Below are 25842 nucleotides of genomic sequence, written 5' to 3' on the forward strand. Positions count from 1 at the left end.
TCTGGCTTAGCCCTGCTGGGAGTCCTTGGACGCGCCCTTCGGCGCCTTCAATACGGCGGTGCCGGCGCCCGACAATCGGGGGCTCTGAAGCAAGCCAAATGTCTTGCGCGCGCCGAGCCGAACCATCGCCGCCGTGTAGGCGTAGAGCTCGGCACTATCCACGTCCCCGTCCCCGTTGCCGACGGGTGCAAGGTCCGCGTCGCCGGCCAGGCCTTCGATCAGATAGCGCGTGAAGAGCCCTACGTCGTATTCCGTATCGATCAGCGCGCGCTGGCCGCGATCGGCGGCCACGAGAACCGTCAGCGGCGCCTTGGCCTTCTCCGGCAGCGCGCTGCGCTTCGTCTCCGGAATATTGGGCGGCAGGATATAGTTGCCGTGATCGCGGCCGAAGGAACTCTCGAGCATGACCACGACCTGATCGGCGCCGAGCCCCGCGAGGTTGGCATACAGGGTCGACAGCGGATAGCCGCGCCGCTCCTCGCGATAGGGCTCCGCGTCCACTGGCAGCAGATACGTCTCGTCCTGCGCCGCGTTTACGGCACCGTGACCGGAATAATAGACGAACACCTTGGCGTTGGGCCGCGCTTCGACCAAGCGCTTCAGCTCTCCGTCGGAGCCGGGCACCGGACCGAAGACCCGCTCCAGGTCAGCGCGCGCGGCATTGCGCAGATCGATCACCTGATCCTGCCGGACGCCCATATGCTCGGTGAGGAAGAAGTACATGGCGCCGGCATCGTTCCGGGCCGTGCGCGCCTCCGGCAGATTGTCGTAGGTCGTGTTGCCGATGATCACCGCGATCGCGTTCTCGTCCTCAGGCAATGTCGGCGACGCCCGATACAGCTCGCGAATGCGGCTGAACGACTTCACGACATTCCCGTTGGCGCTGCCGGGCCGCGGCATCTGGCGCGGCGGCGTACTGCATAGTTCGAGATTGCCCGCATCCTCGATGCGCCGGACGTCCTTCAGCGAAAGATGGCCGCCAATCTGGACGCAGGAGCGGCACCACACGACCCCGTAGCGGCCATAGAGATCGTCGAGCTGCTTCTGATTGAGTCCCGATGGCGCCGGCAAGCAGCCGGGGCTGCACTCCCTTGCCGTCACGCTCGGCCCGTGCGCGGCGCGCAGTCTCTCGAGCAGATCCTTCGGCAAGCAGTCGATGTCGAGGCGGCGGCGCTCTCGGATTCGGCCTTGGCGGTGCTGGCGTCGGTTTCCGGATGGGTGGCGGCGTCCGGCGCGCCTTCGGCAGCCGGAACCTCGGGAGACTGGGTTTCGTCCGCCACCTCCGCGATGGTCGTAGCCGCTACGACGATTGCGGCGTCACGCGCGCCCGGTGCGGCCTGGGCGCCCGCCGACAGAGCGAGCCCGCCCCCTGCGGCGAAGGCAAACCCCAAAATCAGCCGCAAGCGGCTTTGAAAGCTCCCCGCCATTGCAATCCTCAAGACCATGGTGCGCGCTCCACGCTAGAGCGCGGGACCCAAGTCTTCAAGGCGTGTTGAAGGAGTCTTCAAGGAGTGTTCGCCGGATCCGGCCCTAGCGGCAGGGTTTTGAGGAACGCGGCGATGGCCTCGCGATCGCTCGCGGGTAGCCGCGCCATGTTTTCCTGCACGGGCACCATGGACTCGCCGACGACGTCGAAGTCCGGCGTCGATCCTGTCTCTAGAAAATAGGCGATGTCTTCGTGGGCCCAACCGCCGATGCCGTCCGGACCCGGCGTGATATCCGGCGCATCGCCGCCTCCCTCCGGACTCTTGGCACCCGCGAAGGCTTGGCTCGCGATAATGCCGCCGAGCGCATTCCGGGGACTGTGGCACTCGGTACAGTGCCCGGGCCCCATGACCAGGTAGCCGCCGCGATTCACTTCCTCGCTCGCGTCCGGGTCCGGCACGAATGTCTCGCCATCGACGTACAGACGTTGGAACAGGCCCACGCCCCGGCGAATGTTGTAGGGGAAGCGGAGGTCGTTCGGAGGCACGTTGCTGCGCACCGGCGGTAGCGTGTCGAGATAGGCCTTGAGATCGATGAGGTCCTCGAAACGCATGCGCTGATACGACGTGTAGGGAAAGGCCGGATACAGATGCACGCCGCCGGGCCCGACGCCACGCTTCATCGCGTTGACGAAATCGAGCGTCGACCAGCCCCCGATACCGCTCTCGGGATCGGGTGAGATGTTGGGCACGTGAAAGGTTCCCACATCCGTCTTGAGGCAGCGGCCACCGGCGAGCAGTGTTTCGTCCTCGGTATCGAGACTGTCGCATGCCTTGACCGGCACGGCATGGCACTCCGCACACCCGCCGGCGATGAACATCGTCTTGCCGTTTGCGACATCCGGCGTGTGATCGGGCAGGTCGTCCGCCGAGAACGTGACGGGCATCGTCAGAAGATAGAACGCAATGCCAGCTGCCGCGATCAACGCGAGCCCGACTAGAAAGACCCTCCGCATTGTCCCTCGTCTCCTGCCTGTCACCGCTTACGGCAACGGCAACTTACGCCCCGCATCGACCACGTCCCATCCGCGCTGCACGGCCGGACGCGCGGCGATCGCACGGTACCACCGCTTGATGTTGGGATAGTCGTCCACATCCACGGGCTGGATCGGGTAGCGCGCAATCCACGGCCAGATCGCGATGTCCGCGATGGAGTAGTCGCCGGCCACATACTCCACATCGCCGAGCCGGGTGTCGAGCACCTTCCAGAGGCGGCGCGCCTCTTTCGTGTAGCGCTCTTCGGCGTAGGCGCTCTTGCCGGGATGATAGGACACGAAGTGATGAACTTGTCCGAGGAATGGTCCGGCCCCGCCCATCTGCCACATCAGCCATTCGATCGTCCGCCATTTCGCGTCGAAGTCCTGGGGCAACAGGATGCCCGTCTTGTCCGCGAGATAAAGTAGGATCGCGCCCGACTCCATCAGGCTCAGCCCCGTGTCGTGATCGACAATGGCGGGGATCTTGTTGTTGGGGGAGATCTTGAGGAACTCGGGATCGAACTGAGCGTCGTTCTCGATGTCGATGCGGTGCACCCGGTAGGGCAGCCCCGTCTCCTCGAGCATGATCGAGGCCTTCTGTCCGTTCGGAGTCATCCATGTGTAGAGGTCGATCACGCGTTCGGATTCCTTAGAGTCGCTCACACTGTGCGAAATTGGAGACGAGATTCACCAAGTCTTCATGGCTTCGCCGCCCTATCGCCCGAAACCGGTCGCGTCAAGGTCACAGCGCAACGGTAGACAGGATCTTGCAGCTCAATGAGGGGGGAGACCGGCTTGAGGGAGACGGCAATGCTACATTCGACACAGCGCGCACAACACAGGGAACCGAGCTTCGGAGCCGTCCCGTCCGCGCCAACACATTTTTCGGTTTGCTACACGCCGCGCCCCGGCAGTGCGCTCGCACAGTTCGGCCGCTCGTGGTTTGGCCGGGCGAATGACGGCACCACACTCCAAGCATTCTCCGCGTCCGGCCTTGGCGGCGACGCGCCGGCCGGCATCACGCCGACACCGGGCCGCTACTTCGGACTACACGCACCCTTCTTCGCGCCCGCACCGCTTCGGGGAGACGCTGGCCTTGACGAAGTCCGCACGCATCTCGAGCAGTTTGCCGCAAACCGCAAGCCGATCGAGACCGGTCCTCTGAAACTGACGCGCATGCGCCGGTCGCTCGTACTTCAACCGGCCGAACCACGCCCCGAACTCGATTGGCTCGCGCTGCAGTGCTTCAACGCTTTCGACTCGTACGCCGAGATGGCGGACACTGCCGATGACGAGCATCCGCATCTCAGCCGCTATCAGCGTCTGCTCCTCAGGAGCTTCGGCCAGCCGAACGTGATGAGTGAGTACCGTTTCGCCCTCAGGCTGACCGGACCGCTCGATGAGCGGCAGATCGAGCTGGTCTCCGTCGCCCTACGGCCTCTCATTGCGGACCTCTGTGCCGACGGCGTCTGCGTAGACGGGCTCTCGCTGATCGGGAGCACCCCGGAGGAGGCGAATGGCCACGCTTCCGGGCAGACTCAAGGGACGCCGGTCCGGCTCCTCGGCCGCTACAGCCTCGCGGGATGACCTCCCGCGAGCCCCTGCGCTCGGGCCCCCAGCCTCAGTTTTGACACAGGCGTCCTCCAATTTCAGAAAATTGGGGGCACAGGGGATTCCAATGCCGAACTACGCCGAAATACTGGCTTTTCTTGCCGAAAACCCTCCGCAACTCGAAGGTGAGTGCGAGCTTCATGCCTCGCTCTTGGAACTGCTGGCCAGGTGCCTGCGGAACGAGCAGGTCGCGACCGACGACGATTTCGCGGATTTTGGGGATATCACCGGCATCTCAATAAACTAGCCTGAGCGCCCGCGCGTTCTCGCGCGCGTTCTCGCGCGCGTCTCGCGTCCCTGGCGCTGCTGGTTTTGGAAGGGATTTGAGCCGCATCAACGCCGGCAGACCGTATTCGCCGGAGGTTCGGAGCGGCATCGGGGACCTTGCGAGCATCAAGTAACGCCGACTCTAGGACAATCAAGGAAATTGGCTCATTTGCACGCATGGGCTTTAGGGTGCTAACTGAGCAGCTGGATGGGATCGACTGGGCGCTGGAGAAACCAGCATTTTATGTCCCAATCTTTAGGAGTTGACCGACACCATGAGGGAAAGCGCAGCCTTGCAGCAGGCGGATGTCGCCGCGAAGAGTACGGCGGACGACGTCATTCGCACCTTCACCGAAAGCGTGGCGAACGGGGATCACAGCGACGCTCCGTATCCGCACTGGGTGCTGAAGAAGTGTTTCCCCGACGATACGATCGAGGACATTCTCGGCCTCCCCTTCCCGGCCCCGTCGCTCGACGGCGTTTCCGGCAAGCGCGAACTCCACAACGCCACGCGCAGATATTTCGACGTTGAGAACCGGGACAAGTTCGCTTCCGTGAGTGCCGTGTCCGAGGCGTTCCAGGACAAGCGCATCACCGACATGATCGAGAAGACCTTCGGCACCGACCTCAGCGGCACCTATCTGCGCATCGAATTCGCGCAAGATACGGATGGTTTCTGGCTCGAGCCGCATACGGATCTGGGCGTGAAGTCTTTCACCATGCTCCTCTACCTCTCCGACGAGGACGGACATGACAATCTCGGCACCGATGTCTACGACGCGGACAAGAGCCACGTGGCGCGCTCACCCTTCGCGCCGAACCTCGCTTTTGTCTTCGTGCCCGGCGACAACACCTACCACGGCTTCGAGAGGCGTCCGATCAAAGGCGTCCGCAAGTCGCTGATCATCAACTACGTGACCGACGAGTGGCGCGCACGCGAACAGCTCGCGTTCCCCGAGGCGCCGATCGACTGACGGCCCCGACGCGCAGGCCGTCGGCCGCGAGACTTGAAGAATGAGAGAATGGCCGGGTTCGTCCCGGCCATTTCCTTTATGGTTGCCGCGATACGGACGAAGGCAAGAAAGACGGGGGCTCTATGAGCAAAGTCGCGTGGATCGGTCTTGGCGTGATGGGATACCCGATGGCCGGCCATCTCGCGCGAGCGGACACGATGTGACCGTGTTCAACCGCACGCGCGAAAAGGCCGAGAAATGGGTCGCCGAGCACGGCGGATCGTTCGGAGCCACACCGGCGGCGGCAGCGGCGGACGCCGATATCGTCTTCACTTGCGTCGGCAATGACGATGATCTGCGCGCGGTGACCCTTGGCCCTGACGGCTCTATCGAAGCAATGAAATCCGGCGCGGTCCATGTGGACCACACCACCGCGTCTGCCGAGATTGCCCGCGAACTCTATGAGGCCGCGAAGAGCCGCGGCGCCGGCGCGCTGGACGCACCAGTCTCCGGCGGACAGGCTGGTGCCGAGAACGGCAAGCTCACGGTGATGGTGGGCGGCGACGAGACGGACTTCGCGAAGGCGCAAGCCGCAATCGCCGCGTTCGCCCACGCCGTCAATCTCATCGGGCCGTCCGGCGCCGGACAGCTCACCAAGATGGTCAATCAGATCTGCATCGCCGGGCTCATCCAGGGGCTCGCCGAAGCGCTCAATTTCGGCATGCGCGCCGGGCTCGACATGGAGAAGGTCATCGCCACCATCTCCAAGGGCGCCGCGCAGTCCTGGCAGATGGAAAATCGCTGGAAGACCATGATCGCGGGCGAGTTCGAGTTCGGCTTTGCCGTCGATTGGGTCCGTAAGGACTTCGGGATCTGCTTCGACGAAGCCCGCCGCAACGGCGCGAGCCTGCCCGTCACCGCGCTCGTCGATCAGTTCTATGCCGATATCCAGGAAATGGGCGGGCGGCGCTGGGACACATCCAGCCTGATCGCACGGCTCAGCCGTGACGAGACGAAGCCGTCCTAGCGCCGCTTAGGTGCGCTTTTCTTCCGCGGCATAGCTGAGCGGCAAGGACGTCGTGAACTTGATCTGCTCCATGGCGAAGGCCGAACTCACATCGGAGAGTTCGATCTTGGCGATCAGGCGCTTGTAGAACGCGTCGTAGCGTTCGATGTCCGGCACCACCACGCGCAAGAGATAGTCGATCTGCCCGCTCATGCGGTAGAACTCGACAACCTCCGGAAAGTCGGCGAGTGCGGCATGAAAACGCTCGAGCCATTCCTTGGTGTGGTTGCTGGTCGTGATGGACACGAACACCGTCACGCCCGCATTGACTTTCTTGGCGTCCAGCAGTGCCACACGCCGTTCGATCACCCCTTGCTCTTCGAGCTTTTGGATGCGCCGCCAGCACGGGGTCGTGGACAGCCCGATCCGCTTGCCGATCTCGGCGACCGGCAACGTGCAATCCTCCTGCAAGATTTCCAGGATCTTGCGGTCCATCCGATCCAGCATCGAAGCCATCCGAGAAAATAGGCGGGATATTCAGGCCGATTAGAAACACAGTTCTAATTTTCACCAGAATAGGCCGATACCGTAGATAAATATTCCACGGTCCGCAAGCAGGCTCACACGACCTTGCTGACCTCGCGGCGCAGGATCGGAAGCAGTTCGTCCTCGAACCACGGGTTCTTCTTCAGCCAGGCATTGTTCCGCCAGGACGGATGCGGCAGCGGGAACACACGTGGGCTCCTTGGCTCTTTGAGATGCGCGCGCCAGTTGAGCATCGTTTCCTGCAACGTCTTTCCCCGCGCCGACCCCAGATGGAACGCCTGGGCGTACGCCCCGACCGCCAGGATCAGCTCGACGTTCGGCAGCGCTGAGAAGAGCTCGGGATGCCAACGCGCCGCGCACTCTCGCCGCGGGGGCAGATCGCCTCCTTTGGCGTCGAGCCCCGGAAAGCAGAAGCCCATGGGCACAATGGCGACCCGGGCTTCGTCGTAGAACGTCTCGGGCGTCATGTTCAGCCAGGAGCGCAAGCGGTCGCCGGAGGGGTCGGTGAAGGGTTTGCCGGAGCGGTGCACGCGCGTCCCCGGCGCTTGACCGCAAATGGCCAGGCGCGCTGTCGTGCTGGCCCGCAGAACGGGGCGCGGCTCATGCGGCAATGGCCGGCCGCGTGGCGTCTCCACGCAGATACGGCAGTGCCGGATCGCACTCAGGATCGCATTGAAGTCCGACATCGGGCACCAAGACGCAATTAGGGACCGAGAGACGCAAAGCCACGCGGCTCACTCGCGAGCGCCGCGGTGGTCAGAGGTCGATCACCATACCGTCTTCGGCGAGCTCGTAGCGCGCAAGATCCACCTTGCCGCGAGCATCGAGCATCTCTTGGCCCATATGGGTCAACAAGACGCGCTTCGCCGCGAGGCTCTCGTAGTTGGCGTCGATAGTCTTGTAGTCGAGATGCATCGCCATCTCGAGGTCGTATTGGAAGCACTCCGAGATGAAGAGGTCGGCTCCCCGCGAGACCTCGGGCAAGACATCGACCCACCCTGTATCGCCGGTGAAGGACACGGTCTTGCCGTCGATGCCGAACCGCATCGCGTAGGGCGGCGCACCGGAGGGATGGTGCACTTCGAACGGCGTGACCGAGACGCCATTCATTTCGAGAGGGACTTGTTCTTGATGCTCGACGAAAACGAGATCGAAGTTGACACCACTGGCCAGCGTGCCGGGATAGACGGCCTCGGTCAGGGTGATGAAACGCTCTTCGGTCGTCTTGGGGCCGACGATCACCAGGGGCCGTGTCCTCAAACCGATATACTTGGCATGGATCAAGAGCCACGGGAGTCCGCCGATGTGATCGCCGTGCAGATGTGACACAAACACTGTGTCAATATCGTTCGGCGACAAGCCCAGCCGGCTCAGGCCGATCAGTGTCGTCGCGCCACAATCGATCAGAAAGGTCGACGTTTCCGAGCGGACAAAATAACAGGTTTGCAGCCGGTTTCCGGCGCCAAACGCATCGCCGCACCCGACGACGGTCAGTTGCATCGTGTTCCCATTTGCTCCCCCTCCCCCAGCCTGGGGTATCGGTTTCATGTGGTCTCTCAATCCTCCACTTCAAGACCGGTGCCAGGGCGGCGCGCGGGTAAACGGCTCATTAGGATTTTCGCTAGATACTTCTTGTTAAGCCTAACGTCGGGGGACGGGGTGGATGCGGTCGCGCATCCACGGGACCCCCGTGTGTGTTCTTGTTTGCGGTCAGGGTGCGGGTTCCTGAAGAAATGTTGAGTGGTGCGTCAGCGGAAGCCCCAGTGGCTGGTCCTAGCTCGTTGAGCGGACAGAAGCGGCGCGCATTCCGCAGCGTCCAAGAGGCTCGCGAAAAACTCTCCTATAAATCCGCCGGCAAGCCCGAGTTCGACTACGAACTCCTGATGATGTTCGTCAGGAACGAACTATCGGCCGCCATCACCACGCCGCTGCTTGCCGTCGTCGTCGCCATGGGCGCGATGTTCTGGTCTTCACCCCGCCAGCTGCTCCTTTGGCTGTGCTGCATCTTCGTCACCAAGGGCATCCTCGTAGGGATCTGCCGGCAATTCTCCAAGGAATCGCGCGACGGGATGAACGTCGCATCGTGGCGGTCGAAAATCACCGCCGCTGAGTTCCTGTACGGGGTCACGTGGCATCGGTGGTTTTCGTCAGCCCACTGACGGAAGATGTCGCCGGCTACACGTTCATCTTCGCGGCCGTGCTGGTCGTGATCTCGATGCGCATGCTGTTCGCCTCGACCGTCATGCCCATTGTCTACGCAGGCACGTTGCCGATGACGGCGGCGATCGTCATCCGCTTCGCGCTGCTCAACGATTCGTTCTACTGGGCCATGGCCATGATGGCCGTGGCTGTCCACCTCTACTTCCTGTGGCTGATGAACGGCTTCAACAGCACCGTGGTCTCCATGCTGGAGTTCCGCGCGGAAAAAGACGCGTTGATCGGCGAACTCGAGCAATCGAAGTCGATTTCCGACGAAGCACGATTGCGAGCGGAGGAAGCCAACCTCGCCAAGTCGCGCTTCCTGGCCACGATGAGCCATGAACTGAGAACACCTCTCAACGCCATTCTCGGCTTTTCCGAGATCATGCGCGACGAGGCTTTCGGTCCGCATGCCAATCCCACGTATAAAGAGTACGCGAGCGACATCCACGAGAGCGGCCAGCACCTTCTGACCCTGATCGACGAAATCCTCGACATCAGCCGGATCGAAGCGGGCCGCTACGAGCTCCACGAAGCTCCCATCTCGCTGACCGCCATCGCCGAGGAGTGCCACCATTTGATGCGCGTCCGCGCCGACAATAAGGGCCTGCAGATCAACCAAGCCTTCGAGGAGAACCTGCCGAATGTCTGGGCGGACGAGCGCGCAATGCGGCAGATCTGTCTCAACCTGCTCTCCAACGCGATCAAGTTCACGCCTGCCAACGGGACCATCACACTGAAAGTGGGGCGGTCGAGCGCGGGCGGGCAGGCCCTCACCGTCAAGGACACAGGCCCCGGCATCCCGGACGACGAGATACCCCGTGTCCTGCGCAGTTTCGGGCAAGGCTCGCTGGCGCATCAGACGGCGGAAGGCGGCACCGGTCTTGGTCTACCCATCACCAAGGGGCTGACCGAGCTCCATGGCGGCAGCTTCGAGCTCAAGAGCAAGTTGCGTTACGGGACCGAAGTCACCGTCACGCTGCCCCCGGGCCGCATCATGGAGGCTTTGCCGAGGCTCGCCGAGCCGGGCGAACAGGAGCCTGAAGAGAAGCCGAAGACTCAGGCCCTTTGGGAGAAACGGGCGAGCTAGCCCCAAAGGTGCGGCGACCTGCGCCGATTGCCCTCCCACACCCCAGCGACTACATAGGAAGCTTGTGCTTCAAAACAGCGAGGGTCGCTTGGAAACGCCTTGCGTCAATGTCTGCATGCTCGACGATGCGTCGGGCCTTTGCGTCGGCTGCGGCCGCAGCGGCGCCGAAATCGCCGGCTGGGTCGATATGAGCCCCGCGGAACGGCGCGCGATCATGGCGGCGCTGCCTGAGCGGATGCGCCAACTCGAGCGTGAGACCGCGGAGGGCGAGACCGCGTCATGACCACCTGGGTCGCCCTGTTCGTCCTTGCACTCGGCGGCATGCTGCTCGTCGGCAACGACTCGGGCATGATCGCAGGTGTCGACGAGACCACGTTCGGCTACGGCGTCTTCCTGCTGGCGCTGCTCATCTATCTGGGAGGTGGGCTGCTCGGCCGCTATGGCGGCGGGGCGGCGACAGTGGCCCGCGACGCGGTCACCTGGCTCGCGCTCGGCCTCGGTCTCGTGACGATTTATGCCTACAAGGATGAATTGACGCCGATCGCCGCGCGCGTTGTGGGCGAACTTCTGCCCGGTACCGCCATGACCGTCGAGACGAGCACGGGCGGTCTCACCGAGGTCAAACTCAGAAAGCGCCTGAACGGTCACTTCACGGCCAATGTCGAGATCAACGGCGAGCCGGTTTCCATGATCGTGGACACCGGCGCCTCCTCGATCGTCCTGAGACCGGAAGATGCCCAGGCCGCGGGCATCGACGTCGAGGAGATGACCTTCCGGGTGCCCGTCCTGACCGCCAATGGCCGCACCATGGCCGCGCGGGTCTGGCTCGACGATGTCTCGGTCGGCCCTCTGGACCGCACCAGGGTCGAGGCGCTCATCGCTCAGCCGGGGGCGCTGTCCCAGAGCCTGCTCGGTATGAGTTTCTTAAGCCGCCTGCGCTCCTATGAATTCTCCGGGGACTATCTGACCTTGCGCGGCTGACTTGACCGGCTGACAAGGCCCGCAAACGAGCCTCCCGGACCGAAGATCCGAGACGGCGAGGCGCGTTGTGCGGTCGGCGAACAAACACCTTCTACAAGAGGCGGCCCAGTGGCTCCTGGTCGCTGCAGCCCTCTTTGTCGGCATCTATTTCTTTGAAGACATAAAGGCCTTGGTCGTCGCGTCCGATGGCGAGATGCCTAGCATCCTCACGTCGCGATCCGAACCCGACGAGAAGACCGATACGGGATTCTCGGGCGTGGTCCGGCTGAAGGCGGACCGGCGCGGTCACTTCGTCTTCACGGGCAAGGTGAATGGACGGCCCGTGACGTTCATGGCCGATACGGGCGCGTCCATCGTGGCGCTGACCTATGAGGATGCCCGGCGCGCCGGCCTCTCGCCGGCCAACCTCGATTTCAGTGCGCGCGTTTCCACGGCCAACGGCATCGCCAAGGTCGCCCCGGTGACCCTGTCGCGGATCCGCGTCGGAAGTATCACGCTCCGCGACGTCCCTGCCGCCGTCGCGGAGAAAGGCGCGCTCGACGTCAACCTGCTCGGCATGAGCTTTCTGGGGCGCCTGGAGAGCTTCAACCTGAGCGGCGACGAACTGGTTCTGAACCAATAGCCTTGACCCCACGGCCTTGGGCCCTTCCCGCGCACCGGCCCCCTCGGGACTGGTGGATGCAGGGGAAATTCTGCTATTGCGTTCCCAACCGGCCCGGTCGCCAAGCCGCGCGCCCCCAAGCCCCATCATCCGCGAGGAGACAGAATGTTCCCGAAGCCACGCCAGGATCTCGTCCCCAACACCGCCGCGTTCGAGCGCCTTCCCCTCGTCAAAGCCACGGGCTTTCGGGAATATGACGCCCGCTGGCTCTTTCCGGATGAAATCAATCTCCTCGGCATGGAAGCGGTTGGCCTCGGGCTCACGACGCTGATGCGCGAACGCGGCGTTCCCCTGCGGATCGTCGTCGGCCACGACTTCAGGTCCTATTCGTCGGCCATCAAGGCCGCGCTGATCACAGGGCTTCTGGCCGGTGGTGCGGAGGTTCACGACATTGGCTTGGCGCTGTCGCCGATGGCCTATTTCGCCCAGTTCGAGCTCGACGTGGAAGGCGTCGCCATGGTCACCGCCAGTCACAACGACAATGGCTGGACCGGCATCAAGATGGGCATCGACCGCCCGCTGACCTTCTCGCCGGATGATATGACCCGGCTGAAAGAGATCGTGATGAATGCCGAATTCGGCGAGTACGACGGAGGCGGACGGTACATCTACGTGCCCGATCTGCCCGAGCGCTACATGGCCGATCTGCTGAAGCACCCCAAATACACGCGCAAAATGAAGGTGGTCGTCTCGTGCGGCAACGGCACGGCGGCGGCCTTCGCTCCTGAGGTGCTGTCTAAGCTCGGCTGCGAGGTGGTCCCGCTCAATTGCGAACTCGACCACAGCTTTCCCGCACACAATCCCAATCCCGAAGACCTCGCGATGCTGAACGCCACGCGCGACGCGGTCCTGGAACACAAGGCCGATCTCGCCCTCGTCTTCGACGGTGACGGCGACCGCTGCGGTGTTGTCGACAATACAGGCGAGGCCATCTTCGCCGACAAGGTCGGCGTGATGCTTGCGCGGGATATTTCTGCGCTCCACAAGAACGCCCATTTCGTCGTCGACGTGAAATCCACCGGCCTGTTCAAGACGGACCCGGTTCTCATCGAGAACGGGGCGCATACGGCCTATTGGAAAACCGGTCACTCCTACATCAAGCGCTACAGCCACGAGAACGGCGCCCTGGTCGGCTTCGAGAAGTCCGGGCACTTCTTCTTCAACAAGCCGATCGGCCGCGGCTACGACGACGGGCTGGTTTCAGCCATGGCGGTGCTCGACATGCTCGAGCGCAGTCCCGGCAAGACCCTCGCCGAACTGAAGGACGCCCTTCCCCGCACGTGGCAGTCTCCCACCATGTCGCCGCACTGCGCCGACGAGACCAAATACGGCGTGGTCGACCAGGTCGTGAAGCACTTCGAGGATGTCGCGGAGCGCGGCGAAACGCTAGCGGGCCAGAAAATCCGTGAACTGATTACCGTCAACGGAATTCGCATCGTGCTCGAAGACGGCACCTGGGGGCTTGTGCGCGCTTCGTCGAACAAGCCCGAGCTCGTGGTCGTGGTCGAAAGCCCCACGTCGGAGGCCAACATGCGGGCCATCTTCGCCGAGATCGACAAGGAACTCGCCAATCATCCGGAAGTAGGCGAATATAATCAGAAGATCTAGAAAACGACCGCACGACAACGCAACAAAACCGTTAGCTGACTGTCGCAAATCTGCAATCCGAGTCTGGTCTGGTCCGCGCTTGTCATGATCGATTTCAGTTACACACACGCCGTTTTCGTTGTGGGCCTCATCGTCGGCATCACGCTGAATTTCCTGATGCTGCGGACCCTGTTCTTCCCGCCCTTCCGGGTTTGGCCGACGCCCGGCCCGGGGACTTGGCAGAGTGTAACCTTCTGGACGTTGTTCCGCGCCGGCATGGTGCTGACCTTCGTCATGGGTATTCTGGATTGGAATAGCGCTGGCCTGGTCGATCTCAGTCGCCTCATCATTGGCCTTCCGCTGTTCCTTGTTGGCTTCGGCATCACGGTATTCGGCTACTTCAATCTCGGCCTCGGCAATACGTATTGCGGCGAGGACGGATTGATTAGCCACGGCCTCTACCGTTTCAGCCGCAACCCGCAATATGCTTCATCGATCCTCGGTCTGATCGGGACGGTCATCATGGCCGACTCCTGGCTCACCGTTCCCCTGGCGTTCTCGGCCAGCTGCGTCTACGTCCTGATGGCGCTGACCGAGGAGCAATGGCTCGAGGATCGCTACGGCGCGACCTATCTCGAGTACAAGAACCGCACGGCGCGTTTCTTCGACCTGCCGGGGTTCATCCAATACCTGATCGAGAAGACGCAGCCGTCCCGCCGCACCGGCTAAGGCAGACGGCGTCGTAAACAAAGCGGCCGCCCGCTTACGCGAACGGCCGCCACACCACTCTTCCAACTAGTCCTACGAGTCCGCCGGCATGAGCACGCCGTCGAGCGCATGGATCATGCCGTTCGAGGCGGGGATGTTCTTCCTGACGATCTGCGCATCGCCTACGAGGAACGGATTGCCCGTCATGCCGTCCACCTCGATGTCGTTACCGGCCTTCGTTTCGATCGCGACCTTTTCATTGAACCACGCGCTCACGAAGTTCTTGCCGGGAATGATGTGGTTCTTGAGCACAACGGCCAACTCGTCCTTGTTCTCAGGCTTGAGCAGCCGCTCGACAGTGCCATCAGGCAACGCTGCGAATGCTTCGTCCGTCGGGGCGAAGATGGTCCATTCCTCGCTACCCTTTAGCGCGTCCGACAGACCCGCCGCGTTCACCGCGGCCACAAATGTCTCGAAGGAGCCTTCGCTTTCGGCGCGCTCGTAGAGATTGGGCGATTGGCTGGCTTGCGCAGTCCCCGCAAGCATCAGACCCACTACGGCGGCACTCGCGATCGACTTCCACATCATGTCAGTTTCTCCTGTTCATGTTGACGTTCACCAAGAGCCGAATTGTCCGGCTAATGCCTACATGGGAAGGCTTCGACCGGGCGGCCAATTGGAAGCCTGCTGGCAAATCATCGAGATTTGCGATGACGTCGGCCGAACTGGCCGCGGGGCAAGGCCCGCACCCGTTGCCAATGGCCAGAAGGGCATTTCGATAGAATGATCGATGATTTTGATAGGAATTTCCTATGATTATTGCATAGGAAACGCAGTACCCTACATCGCAGTATGGAAGGGGTAACTGCCATGCCCACACTGAGACAATTGGAATATTTGGTCGCCGTCGCCGACAACCGTCACTTCGGACGAGCCGCCGAGCGGGTGAATGTCACCCAACCCACGCTGAGCGAGCAGCTTCGCACGCTGGAGCAGCGATTGGGCGTCGAGCTTGTCGAGCGGTCGCGATCGAATGTGGTGGTCACCCCCCTCGGCTTCGAAGTCGTCGAGATCGCGCGCCGTATGCTTCAGGACGCCCAGCGCATCGTCGATATTACGGGGAACGTGGGCTCGGGCATCGCCGGCGTCGTGCGCCTAGGGCTGCCGCCCACGATCGGGCCCTATCTTCTCCCGCGCGTCGACCCCACCCTTCACGCGACCTACCCCAAGCTCAAGCTTTACGCCCGCGAGGAGTTGCCTCACGCCCTTCCCCGGGAACTGGCCGAGGGCATTCACGACGTGATCATCGCCCCCCTCCCCGTGAACCAGAACGCCAAGGAGGCTGTCCTTTTCGAGGAACCGCTTTATCTCGCCGTCCCGATCGACCACGAGCTGGCCAACCGGTCCAGCATCAAGGCGGCCGACCTCGAGGGGGTCGACCTCCTGGCCCTTGGACCGGGCCACCAGCTCCGCGAACTGGTCGTCAACCTCGCGGCGGAATGCGGCGCGAATCTGCGCTACGACTACGAGGGCACCAGCCTGGATACGCTGCGTGAAATGATGGCCACGGGCCTCGGCGTGAGCCTAATGCCCGGACTTTATGTCCGCAGCGTCGTCAGCAAAGACCCCCGTTTCAAGACCTTCGACATTGGCAGCCGTGGGTTGAGCCGGACCATTGGCATGCTCTGGCGCAAATCAAAGAACCCACAACATAATTTCGACAATCTCGCCGTATTGATCCGGAACATCGTAAAAGATGAATTCGGCCCCAGCCGTGTTAAGACACGGGCGGAGTCGGTCGCCTAGCGGCGCTACCACCACGATTTTCCGGAGTTTTTCTTACATGGCGTTCATCGACACCCTGGTCATGGGCAAGCCCGCTTGGATGTGGGCAATCTTCATGACCATCGTGGTCATTCTGCTTGCGGTCGATCTTGGACTGTTTCACCGCAAGGCCAGGGAAATCGGCGTCCGGGAAAGCCTGCTTCTCAGCGCCTTCTACATCACGATCGGCCTCGCCTTCGGCGCGTGGGTCTGGCTCAATATCGGGCCCACCAGCGGCAAGGAGTATCTCACCGGATTCCTCGTTGAGAAGACGTTGTCCATGGACAACATCTTCGTCATGTCGCTGATTTTCACCTACTTCGGAATTCCCCGGATCTATCAGCACCGGGTGCTGTTCTACGGCATTCTCGGCGTCATCCTGCTGCGCGGCATCGTCATTGCGTTGGGCGCCTGGCTCGTCGCGAGCTTCCACTGGGTACTGTACATCTTTGCGCTGCTGCTGATCTTCACCGGCATCAAGATGCTGCTTCCAGGAGACGATGAGCCGGACATCGAAGAGAACTTCGCTCTGAGAATCATGCGGCGATTCTTGCGCATCACGCCCAAGCTGCATGGACAGCGCTTCTTCATCCGGCAGCCCGACGACAAGACCGGCAAGATCCTCACATGGGTCACGCCTCTCTTCGTCGCGATGATCCTGATCGAGATCGTCGACGTGATCTTTGCTCTCGACAGCATTCCCGCCATCTTCGCGATCACCACCGACACGTTCGTGGTCTATACGTCCAACATCTTCGCGATCCTTGGCTTGCGCGCGCTCTATTTCGCGCTCGCCGCCGTGATCGATCGATTTTCCTACCTCAAGCCTGCCCTCGCCATGATCTTGGTGTTCATCGGCTCGAAAATATTCGTCGCCGACCTCGCAGGCTGGGAGAAGTTCCCCTCATCGGTGTCGCTCAGCGTGACAATCGCGTTGATCGCCGGCGGGATCCTCTACTCGCTCTGGCGCACGCAGCGCGATCCCGAACCCCCGAGCCCGAACGACAAGGTTCAGAACGCAAAACCTGGGGATGTCTAGGAGCGCTGTGGCTCAGCGCGACGAGCGGCCGATGGACGCCTAAGCGGCGGATCTGTTCTCCGCCGTCCGCGTTTCCGGCACGGTGCCGCTGACGATGTCGCGGGCCTGCTCAAGCACCTCGACGCCGGCGCCAGGCAAGTGCGCATTCTCGGCGATATGCCGCCGGAAGGCGCGCGCCCGCGGCTGTCCATGGAACAGGCCGAGCACATGCCGGGTCATCGCATTCAACCGCACACCGCGGTCGAGCTCGCCCCCGACATAGTCGATAAAGCGATCGAGCACCTCGAAGCGTGTAAGTGGGACCTCCGCTTCGCCGTAGAGCGTCTGGTCCACGGCGGCCAGGAGATACGGATCCGCGTAAGCCGCGCGGCCCAGCATCACACCGTCCACGTGGACAAGATGCGGCGCCGCATGCGGCAGCGAGCCAAGACCGCCATTGATGACGATGGCAAGATCGCTGCGCCGGGTCTTCAGGCGATGGACACGGTCGTAGTCCAGAGGGGGCACGTCGCGGTTCTCTTTCGGGCTCAATCCGTCGAGCCAGGCCTTGCGCGCATGAACGATGAACATCATGCAGCCGGCGTCCGCGACCGTATCGACAAACCGGTCGAGGCTTTCTTCCGTATCTTGATCGTCGATACCGATACGGCATTTGACCGTCACCGGAACGTCGACGGCGTCCGTCATCGCGCCGACGCACTCCGCGACAAGTTTCGGCTCCGCCATGAGACAGGCGCCGAACCGGCCGGACTGCACCCGGTCCGATGGGCAGCCAATGTTGAGATTGATTTCGTCATAGCCCCATTCGGCGCCGATCCGCGCGGCCTCGGCGAGACCTGCGGGATCGCTGCCGCCGAGCTGCAGCCCGACGGGATGTTCGGCAGCATTGAACCCGAGGACACGAACGCGATCGCCATGGAGCACCGCATCGGCGGTCACCATCTCGGTGTACAGAAAAGCGCGCGCCGAAATCAGCCGCAAAAACGTGCGGCAGTGGCGGTCGGTCCATTCCATCATCGGCGCGACGCAGAAACGGTGCGAATCTGGTTTCAAAGACATCTGCTCAACTTTGGGATTAGCCCTTTGTAAGTGGTGGCACAGTGCGGCAATCGCAAGGCGGTAATGAGCCACCGCGCGGGTATATGCGCAAGCCCATGCGAAGTACGTATTAAAGACTGCGCTGATTGACCCGTTTTGACAGTTCTTCCGCGCTCTCGACGCGTTCCGAATAGCGATCGACGAGAGGCGCCGCGCGGCTGCGCACCATATAGGTGAACTTCACGAGCTCTTCGATAACATCCACGACCCGATTGTAATAGGCCGAGGGCTTCATGCGATCATTGTCGTCGAACTCGAGAAAAGCCTTCGCCACGGAAGACTGGTTCGGGATCGTCACCATCCGCATCCAGCGTCCAAGAACGCGCATCTGGTTGACGGTGTTGAAGCTTTGCGAACCGCCGCAGACCTGCATCACGGCAAGAGTCTTACCTTGCGTCGGACGCACCGCGCCGAGCGCCAGCGGAATCCAGTCGATCTGCGCTTTCATGATGCCGGACATCGCACCGTGCCGCTCCGGCGAAACCCAGACCATTCCTTCCGACCACGCCGCAAGGTCCCGCAATTCCTGAACTTTGGGATGATCGATTTCCTCCGCGTCCGGCAACGGCAAGCCGCGTGGATCGAAGATGCGGGTTTCGCAGCCATGCCATTTCAAAAGGCGCTCCGCCTCCAACGCCAACAGCTTCGAGAAAGAACGCGCGCGCAAGGACCCATAGAGGATAAGAATGCGCGGCTTGTGGCCCGGATCGTCGGGGCCGGCATAGTAGGCCACGTCGACCGGCTGCATGCACGCGACGTCGATATTGGGAAGATCGTGTCCGTCCTGCTGGTCCGCCAAGCCCTACGCCCTCCCCGTATCGATCTGCTCACCGTCTTCCTTGGTGAAGACGCCAAAATGCGGATTCTCCAGGAGATCGAGCACAAGTTCGCTCGGGCGGCACAGGCGAATGCCCTTGGGCGTCACGACGATCGGCCGATTGACCAGGATGGGATGCTCCAGCATGGCATCGAGGATCGCCTCGTCGGATACAGACGGATCTGTAAGCCCCAACTCTTCGGCCGGAGATTTGCTGACCCGCAGTGCCGTGCGCGGCGTGAGCGATGCGCCCGCAAACAAGGCGATCAACTGCGGCCGCGTCCATCCCGTTTCGAGATACTCGATGACACGGACGTCCTCGCCAGACGCTTCGATCATCTTGAGCGTGTTGCGGGACGTGCCGCAGTTGGGATTGTGGTGGATGACGGCGGTCACGATGCTCTTTCTCCTTCTCCGCACTCGCAGGCGATTTCGTCGAGAACGGTTTTGCACAGCTCGGCATTGCCGCCGCAGCAGTCTTCCATCAGGAACGCGAGCAGGCCCCGGATGCCGTTGATATTTGCGTAATAGCGGATGGTTCGGCCCTCGCGCACGTTGCGGATCAGGCCTGCGCGCACGAGCACACTCAAATTGGCCGACATCGTGTTTTGCCGGACATCCAAGGCGTCGCTGATTTCTCCGGCTTGCATGCCGCGATCGCCGGCCCGGATCAGAAGCCGAAAGACTTCCAGCCGCGTCTCCTGGCCAAGCGCCGAGAGCGCGATCAAGCTCTGATTAAAATCCATATATCGAGAATAATGGAAGTATACGCAGGCGCAAGGTCTTGCGCCTACCCACGCGCCGTATGCGACATCGAGCCGCTACGTAAACGCTAAGGCGCGCGGGGCGGGGGCGGCGGAACGGTGAGGTCGGGGACGAGTTCCTGCCCCGGCAGGGCCGCATTGGCATCCGCCGGCGCTGGAATCGGAAGTTCTTCGATGATCATCGGCGCGACGGGCTGCCGTGCCGGCGCCATCGGCCGCGGATGCACGATCATGTAGGCCGCGACGTCCCAGGCATCCTGCACGCTCAGGACCGGGTTCTCATGGTCCACCCCGATGGGCATGTTGGCGCGGATGTACGAGGCTGCATAGGCGATCTGGCCCATACCCGCCCCGCCATTGAAGCTGTCCTCGCCCCAAAGCGGCGGCACGTAATAACCGACCTCGGGCGGCAGCCTCGGCGCGCCCTGCCCGTCCTGGCCGTGACAACTCAGGCAGTGCTGCGCGTAAACCGTCTCGCCGCGCCGGGCACTCGGCACATCGCGGGGAACCGCGATCGGCATCAATCCCGAGCCCGGCAGGCGCACGCCCTCCGGCGTGTCCTTGCCCACGAATTCGAGATAGGCGATCAAGGCCAACATCTCGCGGCTGTCTTCCGGCAACGGCTTCCCGTTCAGACCGAGCCTCATGCACGAGTTGATGCGATCGGGCAGCGTGATGACCTTGTTGTCCACAAGCATCGGGAATGTCGCCGCCGTCGACACGAAGGGCGCGGCGAAAGGCTTCAGTCCAGCATTCAAATGGCAACTCTGGCAGGACAAATTGTTGCCGCCAAAGGCCATTGCGGAATTCTGTGCATCTTTGCCGATGAAACGCGGCGTGTCTTCGACAAGATCCCGGCCGTACCGGATCAGGTCGGTCTTGGGCCCCGGGTCCAGCGCGTCGATCTTTTGCGGCACGTTCGAAGGATAACGAACCGTGGTGCCGCCTTCCGTGAGCAGGTACCCTGCGCCAACCCCCGCAACCGCCGCCAAGGCGATGCACAATTCCCATGCAACTGTTCTCAAGCCGAATGGTCCCCTCTCACCCCGAATGACCAGCGTGTCGCATCCTCACTTCCGCGTAGCAGATGCGAAGCAGCGCGTGAACGAGTATATGAGCCTAACGTGATCACGATCCTGAAAGCATGACAGACAAAACGCTCCAGCCTTCCGAAACCGCCGTCGACCCTGTCTGCGGCATGACCGTCGACCTCACTGCCGGCAAGCCGAGCACGGCGCATGACGGCATAGACTATCACTTCTGCTCGAAGGGCTGCCTCGCGAAGTTTACCGCCGATCCCGAGCGCTACCTGAACGGCGCGCCCGAGCCGGAGCCCGCCCCGCCGGGTACGCTGTACACCTGTCCCATGCACCCTGAGATTGTCCAAGAGGGCCCGGGCGCGTGCCCATCTGCGGCATGGCCTTGGAGCCCATGGGGATCCCTACGGAGGATATGCCCAACGAGGAACTCATCGATTTCACACGGCGCCTTTGGGTCGCGGCGCCGCTCGCGCTGATCGTGGCCGCCATCGAGATGAGCGGGCATCTGTTCGGGCTCGACCTGCTGCCGTTCCTGGAGCCGCATGCCAAGCAATGGCTCCTGTTCGCCCTGGCGACACCCGTGGTGCTGTGGTGCGGCTGGCCGTTCTTCGTGCGCGGTGTGCAGTCCTTGCGCACCGGCCACCTGAACATGTTCACCCTGATCGGCCTCGGCACGGGCGCGGCCTATCTCTACAGCGTCGTCGGCACGGTCGCACCGGGCCTGTTCCCGGAAACCATGCGCGATGAACACGGACTGGTGCCCGTCTATTTCGAGGCGGCCGCCGTCATCGTCGCGCTGGTCCTGCTGGGACAGGTCCTCGAACTGCGCGCCCGCGAAAAGACCGGCGGCGCCATCCGCGCCCTGCTCGACCTTGCGCCCAAGACGGCGTTGCGCGTCCACGCGGGTGGCGAGACCGAAACCGTCCCGCTCGCCGACGTGCAGGTCGGTGACATCTTGCGGGTTCGTCCCGGGGATCAGGTTCCCATCGACGGCACCGTCATCGATGGGCGCAGCCAAGTCGACGAGTCGATGTTGACCGGCGAACCCGTGCCCGTCGCCAAGGGGCAGAACGACACGGTCACGGGTGGCACGCTCAACGGCACGGGGTCGTTCGACATGCGCGTGGACCGAACGGGCGCCGAAACGACGCTGTCCCAGGTCGTGCACATGGTCGCCGAGGCGCAACGCTCACGCGCACCGATCCAGCGTCTTGCCGATAGCGTCGCGGGCTACTTCGTCCCCGCCGTCATTGCCGTCGCCGTGATCGCCTTCATCGCTTGGCTGCTCGTCGGCCCGGCCCCTCAGCTTCCCTACGCCCTCGTGGCCGCGGTCAGCGTGTTGATCATCGCTTGCCCCTGCGCGCTGGGTCTTGCGACGCCGATCTCGATCATGGTCGCGACGGGCCGTGGCGCGCAGGCCGGCGTCCTCATTCGCAATGCCGCCGGGCTGGAGCGCCTGGCCAAGGTCGACACGCTCGTGGTGGACAAGACCGGCACACTCACCGAAGGCAAACCCGCCCTGACCGACATCGAGGCCGTGAACGGCTTTACCGACGCCAAGGTCCTCGGCATTGCCGCCGCGCTCGAGAGCGGCAGCGAACACCCTCTCGCCGTCGCGATCCTGAAAGGCGCGTCCGACAAAGGCGTGAAGGTCGAGAAGGCGCGGGACTCGAGGCGGTGACAGGACAAGGCGTCATCGGCCGCGTCGGCGGGAACATCGGCGGGCACGCGGCGCGGCTGGGCAACAGCCAGTTGATGGACGAACACCGGATCAACATCCTCGACGTCAAGGATACGGTGACGCGGCTCCGCAAGGAGGGAAAGACCGTGGTGTATCTCGCGGTCGACAACCGGCTCGCAGGCATTGTCGCCGTGGCCGATCCTATCCGGGAAAGTGCCAAAGACTCCGTCGCCACCCTCCACGGCTTGGGCTTGCGCATCGTGATGGCGACCGGAGACAACATCACGACTGCCAGGTCGGTCGCCGACCAGCTTGGGGTCGACGAGGTTCATGCCGGCATGACGCCGGGCGAGAAGCTGGAACTCGTGGAAGAGCTTGAGAACCAGGGAGCAGTCGTGGCCATGGCGGGCGACGGCATCAACGACGCACCTGCGCTCGCCAAGGCCGACGTCGGCATCGCCATGGGCACGGGCGCGGACGTCGCCGTCGAGAGCGCGGATATGACCCTGCTCAAAAGCGATCTGCGCGGCGTCGCCCGCGGCGTGAAACTGGCGCGCGCCACCATGCGCAATATCAAGCAGAACCTGTTCTTCGCGTTCTGCTACAACGCGATTGGCGTCCCCATCGCGGCCGGCGTGCTCTACCCTGTCGCCGGAATCGTGCTGTCGCCCATGATCGCGGCCGCGGCCATGAGCCTGTCGTCCGTTTCCGTCGTCGGGAACGCTCTACGCCTGCGCCGTGTTGACCTGTAACCGGAGGCCCCAAGGATGAACGACCAGAGCCGCACCACGAAGTTCCTCAAGGACTATGCGCCGCCGGAGTACCTGATCAAGGACGTGGCGCTCGACGCAAGCCTGGCACCGAAGGGCGCACGCGTCTCCTCACGGATCTCCATCGAACCCAACGCGGGAACCGTGGCCGGAACCCCGCTGGTCCTGGATGGCGAGGCGCTGACGCTCGAAAGCATCGCGCTCAACGGCCAGGAGCTCGAGGCCGGCCGGTATACGCTGTCCCCCGGCAAACTTACGATCGCCAACCCGCCCGTCGGATCCTTCACGCTAGACATCGTCACGCGCTGCAACCCCGAAGCGAACTTGGAACTGTCGGGCCTGTACCTGTCCAGCGGCACCTATTGCACCCAGTGTGAGCCCGAAGGTTTCCGGCGCATCACCTATTTCATCGACCGTCCCGATGTGCTCGCGACATACACCGTGCGTCTCGAGGCGGACCGCAAGTCCGTGCCCGTGCTGCTGTCGAACGGCAACCCCGTGGATGCCGGCGAGATCGAAGGGACCGGGCGGCACTACGCCATCTGGCACGATCCCCATCCGAAGCCCTCCTATCTCTTCGCGCTGGTCGGCGGGAACCTTGCGTCGATCCACGACACCTTCACAACGGCCTCGGGCCGCGAAGTCGCGCTCGGAATCTATGTCGAGCCCGGCAAGGAAGATCGCTGCGACTGGGCGATGGAATCGCTGAAGCGCGCCATGCGCTGGGACGAGGAACGCTTCGGCCTCGAATACGATCTCGACGTGTTCAACATCGTCGCCGTGTCCGACTTCAACATGGGCGCGATGGAGAACAAGGGCCTCAATATCTTCAACGACAAGCTTGTGCTCGCACGGCCCGATACGGCGAGCGACGCGGACTACACATCCATCGAGAGCGTGATCGCGCACGAGTATTTCCACAACTGGACCGGCAACCGGGTCACCTGCCGGGACTGGTTCCAGCTTTGCCTGAAAGAAGGTCTGACGGTGTTCCGCGATCAGGAGTTCACGGACGATGTCCGCATGGGACCTGTGATGCGCATTCTCACCGCGCGTCTCCTTAAGGCTCGTCAGTTCCCGGAGGATGCCGGCCCCCTCGCCCACCCGGTGCGTCCCGCCTCGTATATCGAGATCAACAATTTCTACACGGCGACGGTCTACGAGAAGGGCGCAGAACTCTGCCGCATGCTGCAGACGCTGATCGGCAAGGACGCCTTCCGCCAGGGCATCGCGTTGTACTTCGAACGCAATGACGGCACCGCGGCGACCGTCGAAGACTTCGTCTCGGCCATGGCCGATGCCTCCGGCCGCGACCTCACCCAGTTCATGCGCTGGTATACGCAGAGCGGAACGCCGGAGATCGCGTGTAGCCTCGACTACGATCCGCACGCCAAGACGGCGCGGCTGAAAGTGAACCAGGTCGTCCCGCCGACGCCGGGCCAAAGCAGCAAGGAGCCGATGCATATCCCGCTCAAAGTGGGTCTGATCGGCGCCAATGGCGACGAACTGCCCCTCAAGCTGAACGGCGAAACGGTCCCCGGCGGCCTGCTGGAAGTCACCGAACGGGAACAGGTGTTCGAGTTCGAGGACATCCCTGCGCCGCCGACACCCTCGATCTTACGGGATTTCTCCGCGCCCGTGCGTGTGACCACCAGCCTGAAGCCTGAGCAGATCGAATTCCTGATGATCCACGATGCCGATCCGTTCAACCGCTGGCAGGCTGCCCAGACCTACGCCACGGATCTGATTGCCACGGCGGCGCGTGACGGGCTCGACCTTGGACCCGTCAGCGGACCACAGGCCGCACGGCTTGCGCAGGCACTGGAACCGGGCCTGCGCGACGAGACCTTGGCGCCGACCTATCGCGCGGAAACGTTGAAACTGCCGAGCGAGTCGGACATTGCCCGCGAGCTTGGGCGCAACGTCGACACGGATGCGATCTTGGCGGCCCGCGACACGCTGCGGAAGACTCTCAGCGAGGCCATGGCAGACACGTTGTCGGCAATCTACGCGGCCACCGCGACGGACGACGCCTTCTCACCCGACCCGGACAGCGCCGGACGGCGCGCGCTGCGCAACGCCGCGCTCGATTTGATGACGGCCACGGGCACGCAAGAAGCCATCGACCGCGCGCTACGGCACTATCGCAACGCGACCAACATGACCGACTCCATCATGGCCCTGTCGGTCCTGTCGCATATCCCCTCAGACGAGTGCGACGAAGCGCTCGACGACTTCTACACGCGCTGGCAGGGCGATGCGCTTGTGCTCGACAAATGGTTCGCGGTGCAGGCGCGCGCAGGCAGGCCGGACTCGGTCGCTACCGTGCACCGTCTCCTCGGCCATCCGAAGTTCTCTTTGAAGAACCCGAACCGCGTTCGGGCGCTGATCGGCTCATTCGCCATGGGCAATCCGTCCGGCTTCAACCGGGCCGACGGCGCGGGCTACGCGTTCCTCGCCCAGCAAGCCCTCAAGATCGATGGCTTCAACCCGCATGTCGCCGCGCGCCTGCTCGGCGCTTTCGAGAGCTGGAAAACGCTCGAGCCTGGGCGGCAAGCCCATGCCAAGAAAGCCCTTCAGGGGCTGTCGAGCGCCGAACTGTCCACCGACGCCTACGAGATCGTCACCAAGACGCTGGGCAGCGCCTAGAATCAGCCTTCTCCTGTCAACGACTTGTTAACGTAATTTCCACAGGTTTTTACTAGACAGAAGCTTCAGTCAACGATTCCATGGACTGAA

At 62.9% G+C, this 25842-nt stretch carries 26 protein-coding genes and 2 pseudogenes; 15 read left to right on the forward strand and 13 right to left on the reverse strand.

Annotated elements, in window-relative coordinates:
* Positions 1-6 precede the first annotated feature (6 nt).
* From AUC70_RS11895 to AUC70_RS11910, 4 genes are all read right to left on the reverse strand, one after another.
* The gene (locus AUC70_RS11895; RefSeq protein ID WP_141702095.1) at positions 7-1071 is read right to left on the reverse strand and encodes a caspase family protein; all 1065 of its coding nucleotides are present in this window, start codon (positions 1069-1071) and stop codon (positions 7-9) included.
* A gap of 26 nt (positions 1072-1097) precedes the next feature.
* Entirely contained in the window at positions 1098-1427 is a 330-nt protein-coding gene (locus tag AUC70_RS11900) for a hypothetical protein (protein ID WP_141702096.1), read from the reverse strand.
* A gap of 77 nt (positions 1428-1504) precedes the next feature.
* On the reverse strand, positions 1505-2440 hold the full coding sequence (locus AUC70_RS11905) for a c-type cytochrome (RefSeq protein ID WP_069445038.1): 936 nt from the start codon (positions 2438-2440) through the stop codon (positions 1505-1507).
* A gap of 27 nt (positions 2441-2467) precedes the next feature.
* Positions 2468-3097, reverse strand: a complete 630-nt coding sequence (locus AUC70_RS11910) for a glutathione S-transferase N-terminal domain-containing protein (RefSeq protein ID WP_069445122.1) — start codon at positions 3095-3097, stop codon at positions 2468-2470.
* 174 nt (positions 3098-3271) lie between these two features.
* Between AUC70_RS11910 and AUC70_RS11915 the strand changes: the two genes are divergently transcribed.
* The 4 genes and pseudogenes from AUC70_RS11915 (at position 3272) to AUC70_RS11930 (ending at position 6319) form a co-directional block, all read left to right on the forward strand.
* Positions 3272-4048 carry a DUF1045 domain-containing protein gene (locus AUC70_RS11915; RefSeq protein WP_069445039.1) on the forward strand — a complete coding sequence of 259 codons (777 nt, stop codon included), beginning with the start codon at positions 3272-3274 and terminating at the stop codon, positions 4046-4048.
* Positions 4049-4139: 91 nt separating this feature from the next.
* On the forward strand, positions 4140-4319 hold the full coding sequence (locus tag AUC70_RS11920; RefSeq protein ID WP_045367957.1) for a hypothetical protein: 180 nt from the start codon (positions 4140-4142) through the stop codon (positions 4317-4319).
* Positions 4320-4614: 295 nt separating this feature from the next.
* Positions 4615-5313, forward strand: a complete 699-nt coding sequence (locus AUC70_RS11925) for a 2OG-Fe(II) oxygenase family protein (protein WP_069445123.1) — start codon at positions 4615-4617, stop codon at positions 5311-5313.
* Positions 5314-5435: 122 nt separating this feature from the next.
* Positions 5436-6319 (forward strand): annotated as a pseudogene (locus AUC70_RS11930) (NAD(P)-dependent oxidoreductase).
* 6 nt (positions 6320-6325) lie between these two features.
* On the opposite strand, the gene AUC70_RS11935 reads toward AUC70_RS11930, so the two are convergent.
* The 3 genes from AUC70_RS11935 to AUC70_RS11945 all read right to left on the reverse strand — a co-directional run bounded on the left by AUC70_RS11935 (position 6326) and on the right by AUC70_RS11945 (position 8344).
* On the reverse strand, positions 6326-6805 hold the full coding sequence (locus AUC70_RS11935) for an Lrp/AsnC family transcriptional regulator (protein WP_069445124.1): 480 nt from the start codon (positions 6803-6805) through the stop codon (positions 6326-6328).
* Between the two features lie 113 nt (positions 6806-6918).
* Positions 6919-7530: a uracil-DNA glycosylase family protein gene (locus AUC70_RS11940; protein WP_069445040.1), complete on the reverse strand. Its 612-nt coding sequence runs from the start codon at positions 7528-7530 to the stop codon at positions 6919-6921.
* A 70-nt stretch (positions 7531-7600) separates the two neighbouring features.
* Positions 7601-8344 (reverse strand): MBL fold metallo-hydrolase, encoded by a 744-nt coding sequence (locus tag AUC70_RS11945; protein WP_069445041.1) that lies wholly within the window; start codon positions 8342-8344, stop codon positions 7601-7603.
* A gap of 263 nt (positions 8345-8607) precedes the next feature.
* Here AUC70_RS11945 and AUC70_RS16825 point away from each other — a divergent pair, with 263 nt between their 5' ends.
* The 7 genes from AUC70_RS16825 (at position 8608) to AUC70_RS11975 (ending at position 14091) form a co-directional block, all read left to right on the forward strand.
* Positions 8608-9003: a hypothetical protein gene (locus tag AUC70_RS16825; protein WP_141702097.1), complete on the forward strand. Its 396-nt coding sequence runs from the start codon at positions 8608-8610 to the stop codon at positions 9001-9003.
* A complete protein-coding gene (locus AUC70_RS11950) occupies positions 8973-10133 on the forward strand; it encodes a sensor histidine kinase (RefSeq protein WP_141702098.1) in 1161 nt (386 codons plus the stop codon). The genes AUC70_RS16825 and AUC70_RS11950 overlap by 31 nt, the downstream gene beginning before the upstream one ends.
* 88 nt (positions 10134-10221) lie before the next feature.
* Positions 10222-10416, forward strand: coding sequence for a DUF1289 domain-containing protein (locus AUC70_RS11955; RefSeq protein WP_069445125.1), 195 nt, complete (start codon positions 10222-10224; stop codon positions 10414-10416).
* Complete coding sequence (locus AUC70_RS11960) at positions 10413-11114, forward strand: retropepsin-like aspartic protease family protein (protein ID WP_069445042.1); 702 nt, start codon at positions 10413-10415, stop codon at positions 11112-11114. The genes AUC70_RS11955 and AUC70_RS11960 overlap by 4 nt, the downstream gene beginning before the upstream one ends.
* Before the next feature lie 67 nt (positions 11115-11181).
* Complete coding sequence (locus tag AUC70_RS11965; protein ID WP_069445043.1) at positions 11182-11736, forward strand: retropepsin-like aspartic protease family protein; 555 nt, start codon at positions 11182-11184, stop codon at positions 11734-11736.
* A gap of 144 nt (positions 11737-11880) precedes the next feature.
* Entirely contained in the window at positions 11881-13383 is a 1503-nt protein-coding gene (locus AUC70_RS11970) for a phosphomannomutase/phosphoglucomutase (protein ID WP_069445044.1), read from the forward strand.
* A gap of 84 nt (positions 13384-13467) precedes the next feature.
* Positions 13468-14091, forward strand: a complete 624-nt coding sequence (locus AUC70_RS11975; RefSeq protein ID WP_069445045.1) for a methyltransferase family protein — start codon at positions 13468-13470, stop codon at positions 14089-14091.
* 72 nt (positions 14092-14163) lie between these two features.
* Here AUC70_RS11975 and AUC70_RS11980 read toward each other — a convergent pair whose 3' ends face one another.
* Positions 14164-14658 carry a fasciclin domain-containing protein gene (locus tag AUC70_RS11980; RefSeq protein ID WP_083241505.1) on the reverse strand — a complete coding sequence of 165 codons (495 nt, stop codon included), beginning with the start codon at positions 14656-14658 and terminating at the stop codon, positions 14164-14166.
* A gap of 282 nt (positions 14659-14940) precedes the next feature.
* Here AUC70_RS11980 and AUC70_RS11985 point away from each other — a divergent pair, with 282 nt between their 5' ends.
* Both AUC70_RS11985 and AUC70_RS11990 read left to right on the forward strand, forming a co-directional pair.
* A complete protein-coding gene (locus tag AUC70_RS11985) occupies positions 14941-15876 on the forward strand; it encodes a LysR substrate-binding domain-containing protein (RefSeq protein ID WP_158007439.1) in 936 nt (311 codons plus the stop codon).
* 37 nt (positions 15877-15913) lie between these two features.
* Entirely contained in the window at positions 15914-16933 is a 1020-nt protein-coding gene (locus AUC70_RS11990) for a TerC family protein (RefSeq protein WP_069445047.1), read from the forward strand.
* Positions 16934-16972: 39 nt separating this feature from the next.
* Here the strand turns inward: AUC70_RS11990 and dusA are convergent, their stop codons facing one another.
* From dusA to AUC70_RS12015, 5 genes are all read right to left on the reverse strand, one after another.
* Positions 16973-17992, reverse strand: coding sequence for a tRNA dihydrouridine(20/20a) synthase DusA (gene dusA, locus AUC70_RS11995; protein ID WP_083241506.1), 1020 nt, complete (start codon positions 17990-17992; stop codon positions 16973-16975).
* Between the two features lie 109 nt (positions 17993-18101).
* The gene (gene arsH, locus AUC70_RS12000) at positions 18102-18830 is read right to left on the reverse strand and encodes an arsenical resistance protein ArsH (RefSeq protein WP_280138249.1); all 729 of its coding nucleotides are present in this window, start codon (positions 18828-18830) and stop codon (positions 18102-18104) included.
* A gap of 3 nt (positions 18831-18833) precedes the next feature.
* Positions 18834-19244: an arsenate reductase (glutaredoxin) gene (gene arsC / locus AUC70_RS12005; RefSeq protein WP_069445049.1), complete on the reverse strand. Its 411-nt coding sequence runs from the start codon at positions 19242-19244 to the stop codon at positions 18834-18836.
* Positions 19241-19594, reverse strand: a complete 354-nt coding sequence (locus tag AUC70_RS12010) for an ArsR/SmtB family transcription factor (RefSeq protein WP_069445050.1) — start codon at positions 19592-19594, stop codon at positions 19241-19243. The genes arsC and AUC70_RS12010 overlap by 4 nt, the downstream gene beginning before the upstream one ends.
* Positions 19595-19680: 86 nt before the next feature.
* Positions 19681-20637 (reverse strand): c-type cytochrome, encoded by a 957-nt coding sequence (locus tag AUC70_RS12015; protein ID WP_141702099.1) that lies wholly within the window; start codon positions 20635-20637, stop codon positions 19681-19683.
* 119 nt (positions 20638-20756) lie between these two features.
* Between AUC70_RS12015 and AUC70_RS12020 the strand changes: the two are divergent.
* A pseudogene (locus AUC70_RS12020) lies at positions 20757-23085 on the forward strand (heavy metal translocating P-type ATPase).
* Positions 23086-23100: 15 nt separating this feature from the next.
* The gene (gene pepN / locus AUC70_RS12025) at positions 23101-25752 is read left to right on the forward strand and encodes an aminopeptidase N (protein WP_069445052.1); all 2652 of its coding nucleotides are present in this window, start codon (positions 23101-23103) and stop codon (positions 25750-25752) included.
* The last annotated feature ends 90 nt before the right edge of the window (positions 25753-25842 follow it).

Origin of the sequence: Methyloceanibacter stevinii (assembly GCF_001723355.1) — a bacterium.
Lineage (GTDB): Bacteria > Pseudomonadota > Alphaproteobacteria > Rhizobiales > Methyloligellaceae > Methyloceanibacter > Methyloceanibacter stevinii.